At 61.6% G+C, this 16710-nt stretch carries 7 protein-coding genes and 1 pseudogene; 5 read left to right on the top strand and 3 right to left on the bottom strand.

Annotated features, from left to right (window positions below; all coding sequences use genetic code 11):
• Nucleotides 1–27: 27 nt before the first annotated feature.
• Nucleotides 28–1863, bottom strand: a complete 1836-nt coding sequence (locus ACZ5KU_RS22860; RefSeq protein ID WP_464736320.1) for a hypothetical protein — start codon at nucleotides 1861–1863, stop codon at nucleotides 28–30.
• A 178-nt stretch (nucleotides 1864–2041) separates the two neighbouring features.
• On the bottom strand, nucleotides 2042–4471 hold the full coding sequence (locus tag ACZ5KU_RS22865; protein ID WP_464736321.1) for a hypothetical protein: 2430 nt from the start codon (nucleotides 4469–4471) through the stop codon (nucleotides 2042–2044).
• Between the two features lie 251 nt (nucleotides 4472–4722).
• Here ACZ5KU_RS22865 and ACZ5KU_RS22870 point away from each other — a divergent pair, with 251 nt between their 5' ends.
• The 5 genes and pseudogenes from ACZ5KU_RS22870 (at nucleotide 4723) to ACZ5KU_RS22890 (ending at nucleotide 15048) form a co-directional block, all read left to right on the top strand.
• Nucleotides 4723–9024, top strand: coding sequence for an RHS repeat-associated core domain-containing protein (locus ACZ5KU_RS22870; RefSeq protein ID WP_464736322.1), 4302 nt, complete (start codon nucleotides 4723–4725; stop codon nucleotides 9022–9024).
• Nucleotides 9025–9936: 912 nt separating this feature from the next.
• A pseudogene (locus tag ACZ5KU_RS22875) lies at nucleotides 9937–10490 on the top strand (fimbrial protein).
• Nucleotides 10491–10610: 120 nt separating this feature from the next.
• On the top strand, nucleotides 10611–11366 hold the full coding sequence (locus tag ACZ5KU_RS22880; protein WP_464736323.1) for a fimbrial biogenesis chaperone: 756 nt from the start codon (nucleotides 10611–10613) through the stop codon (nucleotides 11364–11366).
• A gap of 32 nt (nucleotides 11367–11398) precedes the next feature.
• Nucleotides 11399–13963, top strand: coding sequence for a fimbria/pilus outer membrane usher protein (locus ACZ5KU_RS22885; protein WP_464736324.1), 2565 nt, complete (start codon nucleotides 11399–11401; stop codon nucleotides 13961–13963).
• Nucleotides 13960–15048 (top strand): fimbrial protein, encoded by a 1089-nt coding sequence (locus ACZ5KU_RS22890; protein WP_054062981.1) that lies wholly within the window; start codon nucleotides 13960–13962, stop codon nucleotides 15046–15048. Before ACZ5KU_RS22885 ends, ACZ5KU_RS22890 begins: the two co-directional genes overlap by 4 nt.
• A gap of 18 nt (nucleotides 15049–15066) precedes the next feature.
• Here ACZ5KU_RS22890 and ACZ5KU_RS22895 read toward each other — a convergent pair whose 3' ends face one another.
• The gene (locus ACZ5KU_RS22895; RefSeq protein WP_416769990.1) at nucleotides 15067–16566 is read right to left on the bottom strand and encodes a hypothetical protein; all 1500 of its coding nucleotides are present in this window, start codon (nucleotides 16564–16566) and stop codon (nucleotides 15067–15069) included.
• Nucleotides 16567–16710: the final 144 nt, after the last annotated feature.

Below are 16710 nucleotides of genomic sequence, written 5' to 3' on the forward strand. Positions count from 1 at the left end.
CGGCAAACACCTTGAAAGTACGGAGTATCACTCCAGCAACTTGAATGCTTTTACACCAAAAGACTTGTAGGAATTACCTTTATCGAAGCTGACTTCGAAGGTGACATCAAACTGCTCGCCAATTCTCAGTTGCCGGATAAAATCACCGGAAACCTGCACCAGAACCTGTCCGTCCTCGTAGAACTCTTTCTCAGTCACCGGTTCGCTCTCATCTCGCATCGTTCGGGAAACAGTTTCACCATCGCTGTCACGAATCCCCGAGATTTGCGACTTGAGCAATTGCCCCTCATCCATGAATTGCCAGTAGGACACCTTGAAAACCATGAACTGGCCCACCTGGCTCAGCCTGATACCGTTTAGTCCATCGCTGACTTTTGGGCTTTCGGCCTGAAGCGACGGCCAGCCGCCCTCGAAATTCCTGATTTCCAAAACGAATGGCGGCGACCAGTGAGGATCGCTTTCGCCGACGGGTACGACCGCATAACGGATCGTCACCCACTTGCCCAAGTCCGCCGGGATGACCCCGGAAACGATCTTGTATCGCCAATCGGAGCCATCAATGGGCCTGTCCACCTCGTGATCTCCGTCATGACCGCTCCATACCATCCAGCGTCTGTCACCGCGGGCGATCTCATCCTGTTCAGGTATATCGATAAGCACCCCATTTTGGGCATTGGACGCAGTGATCCAACCTTTGCGTATGCCGCTGCCATCATCGTCGTAGGGTTGGGCGTCCTTGACGACCGGCGCCAACAACCGTAGTTGCCTGCGTACCCTCAGGACCAGGGCTTCAGAGCTGAGTGAAGCACCGGCCCTTGCGTACTGGTAGCTCAAGCTGACCTCTTCGCCATAATGTGCCTGCAACCAGCGGGCATCCAGGCGCAGTTCAAGGATGGCGCTCTCGACGTTGGTAATATCCAACTGCATCGAAAGCTGGATCGAGGAGTTCTCCCCATCGGCATACACCACCACCGTGTCGCCGACCTGCGGGTCGGCATAAGGTGGGATGCGCAGCGGTACGCCGAATGGGTAAAGCGAAGGGTCGATCTGCCCGCCGGCATGACCAACCACCGACAACAGGGGGAGCAGCGGCTCGCTGGGGGGCACACCGGCGATCCGCTGTTCGGCGGAGTATGTTTGTGGCGCAGCCGGATCCACCGGATCGGCATAGGTCACGCTGTAGCTCATCAACGCATAGCCGTTCTTGATGATCTGCAACCGGGCATAGGGCAGGTGCCACTCCAGTGGATGCCCCACTTCCTCGGCACTGACGGTTTTGTAGTACGTTTCCACAATCGGAGTGGGGGAGCCGGGCCGGTAGCCTGCCCACACGAACGCCAGCTCATCGCCCTCCGCCATGGCCTGGTAGGGCACCGTCGTGAGGGTGGCGCCATCGAGTACCGGGTCGCTGTTCACGTCCACGCAGCGATCATGGGACTCTTTCAGGTGAGCGACCGGCAACAGGAGGCGGGACATCCAGGGCCGTTTGCCGACATAAAAAAACAGCCGCAACGACTCATCGGTAAAGGTGTTGCCGCCATCCTCGGAGTAGCGATAGGAATAGAACACCTCGCCCTGGTCCAGCGCCACGACCTTGCTGTTGACGAGGGGGATCGGCATCCAGGGGTCGCCGTTATCGTCGTACTCCAGGCGATCGTCCACATCCTGATTGGCCGTTTCATCGATCGCCTGGCCGTCCCTGGCACGGCCCCGCCATTGCGGAGCGATCAGATGGCCTTTGGCTATGCCGGGGTACTGGATGTAGGTCATCAGATCATCGCTGCCCAGGCTGTCGAGATCCAGGGCATTGTCACGGCTCAGCAGCGGAACGAGAGGGACAGGTGGGGTGATCTTGGTACTCATGGAATGGCGTCTCCGGTTTGACTCCCGTCATTGCTCGGGTCGCCGACACAGAGACTTCGACGTGTCGCGGATGAGTCTTTTGTACGCTGGTCGTAACAGGCTGCCTACTAGCAGAACTGCTAGGTTGCAAGAGACGGGCGGTCGGCTAGCGTCAGCGTGCAACCCTGGAGGGCTGGCGTCATGGCTCACTCAGCATCTGCAACTCACTGGGAAACTCGATCAGCGGTAACGGCAGGATGACGTGGCCTTTGAAAGTGCCGAAACCCGCCATGTCGTATTGCGCGATGATGCAGACGAACCGCGCATCGGCACTCGGCTGCGCGTGATAGAGGCCTGGGGCATCCGCATCCATCTGCCCTGGCCCGTCGAACGCGATGAGCCATTCCACATCCTTGGTGATATCCAGGCCATTGAACTCGGTCTTGAGTTGTATCTGCCCCGCCGACAGTTGGCCTGCATCGGTCACTGGCGATACGGTGAGGGCCGGATTCTGCTGCTTGACCAGCATGCAGGCCGATCGTGATTGCCCCTCGCAGGTCGCCACGACTTCGTCCAGTACATAGGTTTCCCTTTGCACTCGATCCCCAGCGACATAGGTGTACTGGCCATCTTGCTGCTCGATCGTGCCGCTGCCAGGCCCCGGACGCCTGACCGTTACCTCGACGCGGCCCTGCCCCAGAACCCCCAGACCCAGGTCGACCCGTTCATTGGGATCGCAAACGCTGATCAGCGGATTGATCGTCAGGGGGTTGGCCACCACCGTCACCAGGGCCGCGCTGCGAAAGTTCGTCGCCGGGTCCGTCGCGGTGACCCGCACCCGGGTGAAGCGGCCATCGATCTGCCCGGCTTGCGGGGCCTGGTACAGGCCGGTGGAAGGGTCGATGCTGCCCGGGTTGCGTGCGCTGCGGCGCAGGTCCTGCACCGTCCAGCGCAGGCCGCTGACGGCCGGTTGGGTCTGGAATGCATGGGAAGCCCCCGCCGCCAGCAGCGGCTCTGGCGTGGTGATTGCAAAATGGGTTTGTTGCGGGCTGATCCGGCCGAAGAAACCGACATCGCCGGGAGAATGAACCTCGTTGCCGACAATGGCATTGCCAAAATGCAGTTCAATGTTTTCTTCGACAAACTCTCTTACCGAAAACGTTGAGGGAAAATGACGCTCGAATGCTTCCTTGATTGCATTTTCAAACTCGGGACCGTCTATAATTCTTTTCGTGGCCGCAGCCGTGATCGCGGCACTCTGACTTTCTACATACTGTATGAAATACGCCAGCTCCTCTGGTTCCAAGCCTCCACGACTGACTTTTGAAGAGGATACCCATTCGCTGGGCGAACCTGACTCATCGGTATAGGCCTCATACTTGAATGATTTCAGCCTGATCTCTCCACCATCACTGCTGTCTACCAACTCATAATTCGCAAGAATGGACAGGTTGTAGTGCTGAGAGAAATCCCCGGAAAAATATTCGACATACATCGGTGGATCACTATCTTCCACACGGTAAAACTTGATGGGTATCTGACCACGAGCACGCAGCCGGGCCGTCACTTCCTGCCCTTTGACTTCCAACACCAACGCATTAGCCAAGGGTATCGAAAAACTGTCGAACCCAAAAATAATATTTATCCAGGCTATCCCGGAAGGAAAAGCAAATTCGAAACGTTCTGTAAATCGCTGATTCGGAATATCAAACTTTCCTCCGGTCGAGGTCGCCAAAATCAGCTCATTGTCCTGATCGAAGACGTAGGAAAAATCATCATCTCCCATCAATTCACCGAACGATTTGAGCAACTGCGCCATGATCACCCGCCCCCGGCTGAGCAATACCGTGGCGGAATAGTCCTTGCCCGCGTCCTTCGGAATCAGGTAGCGAAAACCGCTGCTCGCACCCGGAAAGCCACCTTCGTGCCGGCCCTTCATGCGCACGAAGGCCAGGATCGCCCCCTCGCCCGCTGCCCCACCCTGTTGTGTACGAAGACCAAAGGATTCCGGCTGCATCATCGGGTTGGTGCCCTCCTTGATCTCCCCCATGACCCAGATACGTTGATCATCGGGCAGTTGCTCGAACAGCAGCTTGAAAAACCGGCCACCCTCGAGCTGCTCCAGCTGGGTCTTGGCGAAGGTCAGGCGAAAATCGCTGCTTTGCTTAAGGTCCAGACGGATGCGCCGGTCACCGGCGATCTGCCCCGGCACATCGGCCAGCAGCAGGTCCAGGTACAGGCGCGGGCCTTCGCTGGGGGTATACTCGGAAATCCGGGTCACCGCCCAGTGGTTGATGACTCGAAGCAGCGTCAACTGACTGCCTTCGACAATCGCCATCTCGAGATTGGCCCGGGAGTTGTCGAGCCCGGTGTCTTCAAAGAACAAACGCGGCACATCCAGGGTGAAGTTGCTGATGGCCTCCATGACATTATTGCCGCTGGTGGGGATGAAACCGCCAATCCCCGACCAGTAGGAAACGCCCTGGTCGAAGTGCTCGATGTATTGCTGCAGCAGCAGGGTATTGGTGGCATCGCGCTGTAACGCGATAATCGCATCCCAACCGAGCATGCGTTTTTCATCTTTCAACCAAGCCAATAATTCAGCTTTTGTATAAGTCGACGCCACCATGACCGTAGCTCCGTTATGATAGGGAACCCCACTTGAATAAGCGACTTCTACGCCTGGCCCAGCCCGGTGCCTACTAGTAGAACTGCTAGGTTTGTCCCGCCAAGCGATCTGTTACCGTGGATAACGAAGATTCGCCAATTATCGTTCCCATGTTCTCAACGAAACTTCCATACGGTTTAAAAACGGGCTGAAGTGTACTCGTCGGCGATATCGAGAGTGTTGGTCCGCGATCAATACAGAGGCTTACTTCCATGAGCAGCTCCACTTCCCTCCATTCGTCGGCACTGAATTTCATGCAGGCGATACAGAACGGTGTCGACCCGCGTACCGGGCAATACCGGATATCGCTCGACCTTTCGGAACTGCAAGCGAACCAGTTGCGCGGCCCGGCCTTTCCCCTGTCCCTGGCCTTCAGCGCGCTCAATCGCGAAGACCGTGGCTACGGCACCGGCTGGACTCTGCAACTGTCGGAGTACGCGCCGACGAGCCGGGTACTGTCTCTCTATACCGGCGAGTTGCATATCGTCACCGGCAACGGCGCCAACGACGAACTGCTGATGCAGGCCAAGAAACTCGACAGTTTCCGCTTCTACAACTACCCGGCATCCGAACTGGGCAAGCGTCGCTACAAGGTGGTGCACAAGGACGGTCTGGTAGAAGTACTGGAGGAACATGGCCGCAACGAAATCATCGCCGTACCGGTGGAGATCCACTCGCCCCTGGGGCACAAGTTGACGCTGAGCTATGCACTGTTCAACAGCCAGCATCCCCGGCTCGAATCGATCAAGGATGAGAACGGCACGCCCATTCTCGAGATCAGGCGCGATACCGGTAGCCTCACCCTGGACCTGCATCCCGGCAGCGGCCCCAGTGGAGGCCCCCTGGCCCGCTACGTGCTGGGTTTCGATATCGGCACCGAGAACCACGTACGCAGTATCACCCTGCCGGCCGATAGCACGGGACAAACCGGTACCTGGCGCTTTGACTACGACTACCGCCATGAACACCTTGTCATCGTCGCCGTACAGAACCCGCTGGGTGGCAGCGAGAGCATCACCTACGGCGAAGACCACGCATTCCCCAACAGCGCCACGCGCAAACTGCCCAGGGTCACCCGGCACGAGCAGTATCCGGATGGCGATCCACAGAACCCCGACAAACTGGAAGTGCACTACAGCTATTCAGCGGACGGAAAGAACTTCCTGGGCAATACCCTGCCCATCAGTTGGAGCGGTACTTACCACGATCCGCTGATCTATCAGATGGCCGACTACATCTATGAAACCACGCAGACCCACTATCGAGGTGGAATTCCCGTGCGCAGCACCCTGCGCCAGTTCAACCGGTTTCATTCGCTCACCCTGGAACGCATCGAGCAGGGTAATACGATCCAGGAGACCCAGACAGACTACAACCTGGTCGGCGGCTCGGTCGTAGCCCAGCCGACGACCTACCAGTTGCCCATGAAAGTCGTCACCCGCTGGCGCCTGAAGAACGATGCCACGCGCCATCGCGAGGAAACCGAAAGCTTCGCCTACGACACTTCGGGCAATGAACTGAAACATACCCAGGCCAATGGCCAGATCAGGACCAGCAGCTACTTCCTCGCAGACGGCACCGAGGCCGACTGCCCGAGGGACCCTTATGGGTTTGTCCGCAAGCTCCGCAGCAGGACCATGAGCCCGGCAGTGTCCAGCGACTACGATGCCGCGCCCACCCTTAAGACATACTGCCGCTATATCGAGCAACAACCGCTGAGCGACAGCCGGCAGCCGCCCGTCACGGTGCTGGAAAGCGAAACCCTGGTGCAGGTGCATAACCCGGGCACGGCCCAGGAACGGGAAGAAACCCTGCAACAAACGCGCTTTGAATACCATGACGCGCCTGCTGATCGCTTTCTTCACGGCCAGCCCCGGCAACAGGCGATCACCCTCAATGGCATGACCACCCGGACCCGCTTCCACTATGAAGTAGTGAGTGGCGGCGGCGTGCCCGAACCAGCCAGGCAGACCATGGAAATCCTGACCACCGATTTCGACGCGGCCAGCAGCACCACGATCCAGCAGCATGCGCTGCTCACCGGCTGGCTGCTGCTGGAACAGTCGAATGAAACCCGGATCCGCTACGAGTACGACAACCTGGGTCGACTCACCCGCGAAACCACAGCCCCAGGCACCGCCTTCGAGGCCTCTCGCCAGTATTCGTACAGTTTGTCCGGCGGGCTGGGCAAGTTCGGCAGCCAGACCATCGTCAGTGCCCGCGAGATCACCACCCGAACCGTGTTCGACGGCCTGGGTCGAGCGTTTTACGAGGAGCGCGACCAGGTCCACGAGAATAACCAGGGACGGGTCGAGCCAATCTATGGCGCCCGTTTCGACGGCCTGGGCGACCTGATCGAAGAGACGCTGTGGGACTATTTCGAAGAGGATAAACAGGCCTATGTCACCCGCTACCAGTATGACGACTGGGGCCGGCAATCCTGTGTCATCGACTCGGCGGGGGTCGAACAACATACCGACCTCAATCCCATCGGCGATCCGCTGAAATGGATCCGGGGGCCGATCCAGACCACCTGGCAGCAGAGCCCCGGGGCCAGGCCGTTGATCAGCGGCAAGAGCGAAACCTGGTTGAACCTGTTCGAAAAACCGGTGGAAGTGCACAGCCAGGATGCCCAGGGTGCAAGGCTTTCCAGCCGCAGCTTCCGCTATGACGGGCTGGGCAACTGCACCCGGCAGACCGATGAAAAAAAACGTGTGACCCGCTTCAGCTACGACCCCTGGTTGCGCATGCTCAGTACCACCCTGCCGGACAACACCACGGTGCGGCGCGCCTACGCAGAACATAGCCAGGCCGACTTGCCGACCCGGCTCAGCGTGCTGCGGGGAAGCGAGGAAACCGAAATCGGCACCCAACATTTCGACGGCCTGGAACGCCTTACCTGGACTCAAACCGGGCCCTACCGGGAAAGCTTCTTCTACCAGGGCGAACAGCTACAGCCCCATGAACGCATCACCGCCGCGGGCGAGTCGATCACCTATAAGTACAACCTGCAATTGACCGACGAACCCGAACGGCGCGAGGCCCCGGAAGAGTTGTCCACCTACGTCCACGACCCCCTCAGTGCCCTGCTGACCGCGGCGGAGAACTCGCAGGGTAAAAGGACCTACCGCTACTACCCGGATAACCGGTTGCGCCACGAAAGCTGGACCGACTCCCAGGGCAAGACCTGGGAAACCGAGCATGTCAGCTCGCTCAACGGATCACCGATCCGCCGCATCGACCGCAACGGCTCCAGCGAGTTCGTCAGCGAATACCACTATTACGGCGACGGGCGCCTGAAACTTATCGCCCAGGGTAACTTGCAGGCCAGCTTCCACTACGACCGCCTGGGTCGGCTCGAAAGCAGCACCACCACCGATACCGCCGCCGGCAGCCACCTGGTCACGACCCTGGGGTATGACGAACAGAACCGCGAGATCCTGCGCACCCAACAATTGGACGGCCACCCCACACGCCGGCTCGAACAGCACTGGGATATCGACGGGCAACTCGGCAGCCGCCATCTGCAGCTCGATGACGGCCAGGGCAACCTGACCAGCCTGCTCAAGGAAACCTTCTTCTATGACCAGCGCGGGCGCCTGGAAGTGCACCGCTGCTCCGGCCTGACCCTGCCCAAGGGCGAAGACGGTCGCGCCATCAGCGAACAGGTCTATGTATTCGACCCGCTGGACAACATCACCCTGCGGCTGACCCGGTTCGCCGACGGTACGGACGAGATGTGCGAATACCACTACCGCAGCGACGATCCCTTCCAACTGACCGGTATCAGCCGCAGCCTCGATGGCCAGGCGGTGCAACGGCAGGACTTCGAGTACGACGCCAATGGCAACCTGCTCAACGACCTGCAGGGGCAACGGCTGTATTACGACAGCCAGAACCGCCTGCTGGAGGTTCGCGCCGCCAACCAGCAGCCCGTGAGCCAGTATCGCTATGACGGCCACGACCAGTTGCTGGCTTCCCAGGAGGCCAACCAGGAAGAAATCCTGCGTTTCTACCAGGGCGGGCAACTGAGCCATCTGGTGCAGGGCGACCGGCAAACCCACTTTCTCGAGAACCTGGGTCAGCAGCAACCCGGCGACCCCGACCAGACCCTGCTGCTGCTCAGCGACGGCAATGGCAGCGTGCTCGGAGAAGGCCAGAGCGGCCAGTTGCGCACGGCGGTCTATAACGCCTATGGCGAACGCAGCAGCGACGAAACGCTGCTCAGCCTCAAGGCCTTCAACGGCGAGCTGCGCGAAGCGGCCAGCGGCTGGTATCTGCTGGGAAGCGGCTACCGGGCCTACAACCCGCAACTGATGCGGTTCCATAGCCGCGATAACCTCAGCCCATTCGGCTCAGGCGGCCTGAACCCCTATTGCTACTGCCTGGGCAACCCGATCCTGATGACCGACCCCACTGGCCACGCCTCATCCACGGGCCGCACGCGCGTACCGAACGAAGACGAGCCCCCGTACGGCGGCCGGATCCGCCGAAAAAGAACTGGATTGGCGTGATCATCGGCGCGGCCATGGTAGCGGTCTCCTTCGCGGTCGCGATAGGCACCCTGGGCAGCGCCACACCGGCCGCGGTGATAATCTCGGCAGTGGGCGTAGGGATGGCCGCCGGTGCCACGGTTTTCGAGGCTGTGGGTGTGGAAACCAGGAATGAGACCTTTAGCAAGGCCGCCTTTGGGATGGGAATAGCCTCAGCGGTTCTCAGTGTTGCCCATATAGCGGTGGCTGGGCTGGCAAGCACCGTCATGCGGGGCTCCGCCTCAGGCTACCGCTCCACCTCGGGCTTCAGTTGGTTGCTGGGTCATCAAGGAAGCTTTAGCCCAAAAATGCCAACAATAGTGCCAGAACCCGGCATTACAATACCAAGAGCGCAACCAATCAGTGCTGGTCTAGCTCAGCCTGCTTCGGCGGCTCCAATGCCAGCCCCAACGCCAATAGTACGGTCTGCTACTGCTCCTGCTCCTGCTCCTGCTCCACCTCCGGGGGCAGAGAACCTGCGACCACTTCATTCATCACCGGCTCAGCCCCAATCTACGCTAGACCAGATGATGGTGGCAGTTTCAGCAAAAAATCGAGGATACAACATAAAAGAATCAGTAACTATTGCGAATGCAATGTCTACAGAATCCCATTTGGTTAAGAACCACCTTGTAAGGACTATGGTGTCCTCGGTGTAGTAGTGCCTCATCCCCTTCCTTGAAGCTACACACAACGGCAATTGCCGTTGTGTGTAGCTTTCCCGCGTTTCTCTCACTATGAGAACTCTCTCATATCCCCCGCCCCCCCCCTCCCTAGACTCCCGCCCCGAGACACTTCCCTACAACACCGGCCTCTCAGTATCGCAGTGCACCCCGGGAGTCTCGCCTTACCCCCAAAAACGCCGGGCACTGCGCAGCAACAGGATCAGCATCGATGAAAACACCCTTGATCGCCCTCTCCCTCGGCCTGGCCGCCAGCCTGGCGGGCACACAAGCTTTCGCCAACACCGGCACCATCAATTTCGAAGGCAAGATCACCAGCAGCACCTGCCCGATCGAAGTGGTCAACCCCGAGGACGGCTCCATCAGCAACCAGGTCAAGATGGGCAGCGTCGACGCCGGCCGCTTCACCGCCCCGGCCAGGAATACCGTGGCAAGTCCTTCGCCCTGCGCGTCGGGGACGCCTCCGCCTGTGGCGGTACCGCGGCGGAAGTGACCTTCAACGGCACCGCCGACCCCAGCGGCAACTACTTCTCCGTGGGCTCCGATCAGGATCCGAGCGTGGCCAAGGGTGTGGCCATCGTGATCCGCGACAAGACCGGCAGCTCGGTCGCCCCCGGCGGCACCTCTGCCGAATACGACCTGAACGCCAGCGGCCCGACCGACATGCTGTTCAACGCCTACTACCGCCGTACCGCCCCGGCCGGCAGCAGCGTGCTGCCCGGCAGCGCCTCGGCCGACGTGCTGTTCGTCGTCGCCGTCAACTGACCGGCCATTACCGCGTTCCCTGGCGGCGACGGCCAGCCGCGCCTGAACCTCGATCAAGCCAGGGCACTTCACGCTGTATTTCAGGCGCGAACCTCGCGCCTGTTCCAGAGGTACTGATCCATGCTCGGTTTCATTCCCCAGGTGGCGTCCTGGCGTCTTGCCGCCGGCGCCGGCACGGCCCTGTTGCTGCTGGCCTCGCACATCCCGTCCAGCCAGGCCGCCCTGAGCCTGAACGCCACGCGCGTGGTGTTCGACAGCGACAAACGCAACGTCTCGCTGATTGTCAACAACCCCAGCCAAAGCCCCTACGCGGTGCAGACCTGGGTCAACACCGCCGCAGACGACACCACCACCGCCGTGCCCTTCATGCCATCGCCGCCGATGTTCCGGCTCAACCCCGGCAAGGAGCAGCAGGTTCAGATCAATGGCCTGCCCAATAGCCTGCCGACCGATCGCGAGTCGCTGTTCTACTTCAACGTCCAGGAAATCCCCCAGGCCAGCGGCGTGCAAGGCAATGTGCTGAACATCGCCCTGCGCACCCGGATCAAGCTGTTCTACCGGCCCGTGCAGCTCAAGGAAAAACCCGGTAGCCGCCTCAAGGACCTGCAGTGGTCGGTCCGGCCCATCAATGGCAAACCGCACCTGCTGGTGCATAACCCGACGCCCTTTCACGTGTCGTTCAACCGCATCGAGTTGAGCGGCAACGGCCAAGTGGAAACCCTGAACAATCCGGCCATGGTCGAGCCGCTCAAGCAACAGCACTTCGCCCTGGATACGGTGAGACCGGCATCCGGCCTGCGCGTCAGCTTCAACGCCATCAATGACTACGGGGCCGTCAGCGCGCCCTTGCATGCGCCCGTGCAATCGACCCCCTGAGGCACGCCCTCCTGCCCTGCGTGAAAGCCATCATGACTCCATTCTTCCGAGACCGGCGGCCAGTCTGGCGCCGGCGTCTGCGTTACCTGCTGCCCGTGACCGGCGGTAGTGCCCTGTGGTTGGCCAGCCAATGCGCGCTGGCGGAACCGCCCATCGAGTTCCAATCCGGTTTTCTGCACCAGCACCCGGGATATGCCCACGAGGCCGGCAGCCAGGCACTCAAGGCGCTGGGCCAGCAGAACGACCTGGGACCGGGACGCTACCGGGTCGAGTTGCTGATCAACCAGCGCCCCGCCGGCAGCCGGGAACTGGACTTCAGCCTGGACCCCAAGGGCAACCGCCTGCTGCCCTGCCTGTCCGCCGAGTTGCTCGGCACACTGGGCGTCAAACTCGACAGCCTGGCCGAAACCGCGCCTGCACCAGGCGGCTGCGTCGAGCTGGCCCGGGTCATTCCCGGCGCCGACAGCCACTTCGAAGGCAGCCAGCTGCGCCTGGAAATCTCCGTTCCACAGATCGCCATGCGCCGCGACGTCATCGGCTATATCGCACCGGAGCACTGGGAGACCGGCATCAATGCCGCCTTCGTCAACTATCAGCTCTCGACCCAGCAGAGCCGACACCGCCTGGGGGGCTCCAGCCACAGCGACGACCTCTACCTCAACGGCGGCGTGAACCTCGGCGCCTGGCGTCTGCGCGGCAATCGTTCGCTGCGCCTGGACGACCAGGGGCGGCGGGAATGGAACAGTGCCTACAGCTATGCCCAGCGCGACCTGCCCGGCCTGAATGCGAACCTGACCCTGGGCGACACCTTCACCAGTGGCGATATTTTCAAGAGCCTGGCGTTTCGCGGGGCCATCATCGCCTCCGACCAGGACATGCTGCCGGACACCCTGCAAAGCTACGCGCCGATCATTCGCGGCACCGCCCAGAGCCGCGCCAAGCTCGAGATCCTGCAGAACGGCTACCCGATCTACTCCACCTTCGTCAGCCCCGGCCCCTATGAAATCGATGACCTCAGCACCGTGGCCAGCAGTGGCGAACTGGAGATCGTGCTGACCGAGGCCGACGGCCAGGTCCAGCGTTTCACCCAGTCCTATTCCACCTTGTCCAATCTGCTGCGCGAAGGGGTCTGGCGCTACAGCACAGCCATCGGGCGCCACAACGCCATCGGCTTCGACTCGGACGCGCCACTCTGGCAAGGCACCCTGGCCGTCGGCACCGGCTGGAGCTCGACCCTCTACGGCGGCCTGATGGGCAGCGATTTCTATCGCGCCGGCAACCTGGGCGTGGCCCGTGACCTGGGCTCGTTCGGCGCCCTGGCGCTGGACCTGACCCACTCCAGCGCGACCATCGACGCCCCGGCGACAGGCAAGGTGCAGGGGTTGAGCTATGCGATGAAATACGGCAAATCGTTCCAGACCGGCACCAACCTGCGCTTCGCCGGCTATCGCTACTCCACCGCCGGCTACCGCGACTTCGAGGAGGCCGTGCGCGAACGCGAACGCGATACCCGCTTCATCGGCAGCCGGCGCAGCCGCCTGGAGGCCAGTGTCTACCAGAAGGTCGGCCGGCAGAGTTCCCTCAACCTGACCGTGTCGCACCAGGATTACTGGCAGACCCACTACACCCAGCGCCAGTTTCAATTCGGCTTCAACACCCACCATCGTGGCGTTTCCTATAGCGTCTTCGCACAACAATCGCTGAGCGAAAGGCCCAATACCCGGGTGGGCGAGCAACGCCAGTTCGGTCTGAGCGTGTCGCTGCCACTGGATTTCGGCTCGTCGAGCATGCTCTCGTTCGACCTGCAGAACAGCGCCGGCCGCTCCAGCCAACGCAGCAGCCTGAGCGGTCAGGCCGACGACAACCGGATCAGTTACCGCACCAGCGTCAGCCGCGATGCCCATGACCAATACAACACCGCGCTGTCGCTGGGCTATCAGGGCGCCTCGGGCAACATCGGTGCCGGCCTGACCCAGGGCAGCAATTACCGCAACGCCTCGCTCAATGCCAGCGGCGCGCTGTTGCTGCATGCCGACGGCCTGGAAATGGGGCCCTATCTGGGTGAGACCGCGGCCCTGGTCGAGGTGCCGGATATCGCCGGCATCGGCGTGCAGAACGCCGCCGGGGTGATCACCAATGATCGTGGCTTTGCCCTGGTGCCTTATCTGCGCCCCTATCGCGCCAACACCCTGAGTCTGCAGACCGACCAGTTGGGCCCGGAGGTCGAGATCGACAACGGCACGGCCCAGGTGGTGCCGCGCCGGGGCGCGGTGGTCAAGACCCGGTTCGCGGCGCGCACGGTCAACCGCCTGTTGATCACCGCCCTGACCGCCCAGGGCAAGCCACTGCCGTTCGGCGCCCAGGTCAGCGATGCCCACGGCAATCCACTCGGCACGGTCGGCCAGGCCGGCCAGGTGCTGCTCTCCATCGACCCGCAGGCTCAGCGCCTGGAAGTACGCTGGGGCGAGGACAACGGCCAGGGCTGCCCACTGTGGCTCGACCCGCAACAGCTGGAACAGACCCAGGGCTACTACGTGCAGACACTGACGTGCCAGACCTCGGAACCGACCGCCCCTTCAACGCAGGAAACGACATGAACCGATCGATACGAAAACTGCTGGCCGCCCTGCTGCTGGCGGCCGGCGGCCAGGCCGGGGCGGCCTTCGCCGGCAACGACAGCTGCTACTGGGAGATCGGTAGCGGGCCTCTGGCCTTCCAGGCGCAACTGGGTACCCTCTACGTTCCCCTGAATGCACCGCAGGGCAGTGTCATCGGCACCTTTGCCCGGCACACCTTCAGCAGCGGCGGCAGCTCGCAGTTGGGGTGCCGGATCGAAACCCCCGGCGTGGTGCTGAATTTCCAGGCACGGCCCAGTGTCGCGCTGTTCCCGGGCGACTTGCCGCCGGTCAATGGCGAGGATCTGAACGGCAAGGTATTCAATACCAATATTCCGGGCGTCGGGGCCTTTATCAAACTGGGATTCCCCTTCGACGGCAGCGGCCTGAACACCTTCATCCCGGTGGACGGCCGTCCGGTGGCGCCGTTCGACGCCTATCAGGACCAACCCACCGGCCACTTCGCCTTTTCCCTGCAGAGCCTGCGGGCCTGGGTCACCCTGATCAAGACCGGCCCGATTCCCGCCGGTCCCCATTCGCTGGATGGCAGCGAACTGTTCAGCGGCCAGTTCAGCGGCGTGGGCAAAGGCTTCAGTTTCGCCGCCCAGGGCACGGTGATCCAGGCTCAGTGCGGCACCACCGGCAACCCGGTGAGTGCCGACCCGGTACGGCTGGGCGAGTGGGACGCGGCCGACTTCAGCGGCCCGGGCTTTGGCACCCCGGCGGTGTCGTTCTCCATCACGCTCACCGGTTGCGAGGCCGACCCCGAAGACGAGAACGTCGCCATGGCGACCATCAGGCTCGATGGCGTTCGCGGCTCGCAACCGATCGACGAAGACCGCGGGATTTTCAGCCTGACCAGCGACTCCAGCGCCTCGGGGTTCGGCATCCAGGTCCTGCGCGGCGATGGCGTGACCCCGGTGGCCCTGGGCACCGAGGTGCCCATGACGCCGATCAGGCCCGGCACGACGGTGCTGGACTTCATGGCCCGCTTCTACCAGACCGAGGCTCGGGTGGAGCCCGGCAATGCCAGGGGAGCGCTGAATTTCACCATCACCTACCGCTAGAAACAGGTATCGGGCGTGTCAGGCGGTCAGCGTCGGAGTCGGATAGGGAAAGTCATACCAGGTCGCCTTGTTGTCGAAGCTGACGTACGGGCGGATCTCGAGCATTTCACCTATCTTGAAACGCTGCAGTGTAGCTTTCGAGATAGTGCCCGCCGGCACCGTCCCGGACGCGGGGACTGAAGCGGCCTCCAGTACCGTGATGGTTTCCTGCCCGCCGCCGGCGAGCAGCCCTATGACCCTCACCCGCAGGAATTGTGAGGTCGACAGGTACTTCCAACTGCCCAGGGTAAAGGTCGCCACGCCCCCGTCGACAATGCTCGAAAGCGGCAGCCGGTCGTTCGTGACCTTGTCGCACTGGATCATCGGCAGGTCGGTCAGGCTGGAAATGCTCAGTTGATGGACGGCGGAGGGCAGCGGATCGGGACGGCTGGGCACGCTGACGGCAAAGGAGACGGGAATGGTCTTTTTCAGATTGCGCGCGATGTATTCCCTTGGAATACGGTATTCGCGACCGCCGACGGTGGTCGGCGTGTCCGCCTGATAGAAACCGAAGGAACCCGGTTCGCCAAACAGCACCGCCGCGGTTTCATCCTCCGAGATCAGCGCATTTTGCGGGATGATCACGATGGCGCCATTCAGCACGACGTCGGCGGGGTTGGGGTTCAGTTGACTGGCCTGGGGACTGCCCGTGGCTTCCTTCACTCGGGGGTAGCTCAGGTCACGGGGTATTGGCGCGGCCTTGATATCCAGATCGACCCGCGCCGACAACTCGCTGCGATTGCCCGCGCGGTCCTCGACCCGATAGCGCGCATAACCTTCGCGGTCACCGAAATCGCGAAACGCCCGTCCCGGATACACCGCTTCCAGTACGGCAGGGACCGGATCAGGCACGGTCAACTGATCGACCCTCAGTTGATCCGGCTCGCCCGTTCCGGTTCTTTCATTCAGGTACCAGGTGATGACATCGCCCGGTCTGGGCCCGCCAGCAAGCGCATCGTAAGGGGGGATGATCGCCTTGACCTCATCGTTGTTTTCCGGACGCGCCAGGTAGGCGGCGGTCACGCCATTGAGGCGGATCTCGTCGGGGAAAATCGGTTTTTCGTCGGTCTGGTTCAACAGCGGCTTGGTTTTATCGATGGTCAGCGTGAGCTTCTGCGAGTCGAACTTCTCGCCGTTGGCCAGGGTCAGCTCATACATGACTTCATGCTGACCTTCGCCAAAGCCCTCCACCGGCGCCTCGAAGACCAGGTCCGTCTCCGGGACCGGAGCCGTCCATTGCCGGAAGCCAAATTCCGAACGGTCCCATCTGAGTCGCACCGACTCCGGGGTTTGCGGGGTCGGCACGGAGTTACCCCACATGGGGACGATAATCGTCAAAGGCCGGGTCAGCGCCGAAATCGGTAGCAGGTTTTCCTCGCCATTCGGAATGTCCGGCAGCGCGTCCGGAGCCCGCGGAGCCTTCGGTTCCTGGACCTGCTGGAGGGGGGAATGGTTTTTCGAACGCTTGGACTTCGACATTATCGCTCTCCTCGCCCCGGACAGGCAGCCGGGTATAGTGAACCTGACCGCCTGCGCCTTGACCTGTGAAGCTGTTGAACGCCCTGCCGCACGACTACTCAGGTGCGGATCGTCGTTTGCCCGCCGTGGTTTGCACCAGGCCGA

It is taken from the genome of Pseudomonas sp. Tof1, from assembly GCF_055390395.1.

Excerpts from the sequence above, each read along its gene's own strand:
- ACZ5KU_RS22860 (WP_464736320.1), bottom strand. The coding sequence starts at position 1,863 with ATGAGTACCAAGATCACCCCACCTGTCCCTCTCGTTCCGCTGCTGAGC.
- ACZ5KU_RS22865 (WP_464736321.1), bottom strand. The coding sequence starts at position 4,471 with ATGGTGGCGTCGACTTATACAAAAGCTGAATTATTGGCTTGGTTGAAA.
- ACZ5KU_RS22870 (WP_464736322.1), top strand. The coding sequence starts at position 4,723 with ATGAGCAGCTCCACTTCCCTCCATTCGTCGGCACTGAATTTCATGCAG.
- ACZ5KU_RS22880 (WP_464736323.1), top strand. The coding sequence starts at position 10,611 with ATGCTCGGTTTCATTCCCCAGGTGGCGTCCTGGCGTCTTGCCGCCGGC.
- ACZ5KU_RS22885 (WP_464736324.1), top strand. The coding sequence starts at position 11,399 with ATGACTCCATTCTTCCGAGACCGGCGGCCAGTCTGGCGCCGGCGTCTG.
- ACZ5KU_RS22890 (WP_054062981.1), top strand. The coding sequence starts at position 13,960 with ATGAACCGATCGATACGAAAACTGCTGGCCGCCCTGCTGCTGGCGGCC.
- ACZ5KU_RS22895 (WP_416769990.1), bottom strand. The coding sequence starts at position 16,566 with ATGTCGAAGTCCAAGCGTTCGAAAAACCATTCCCCCCTCCAGCAGGTC.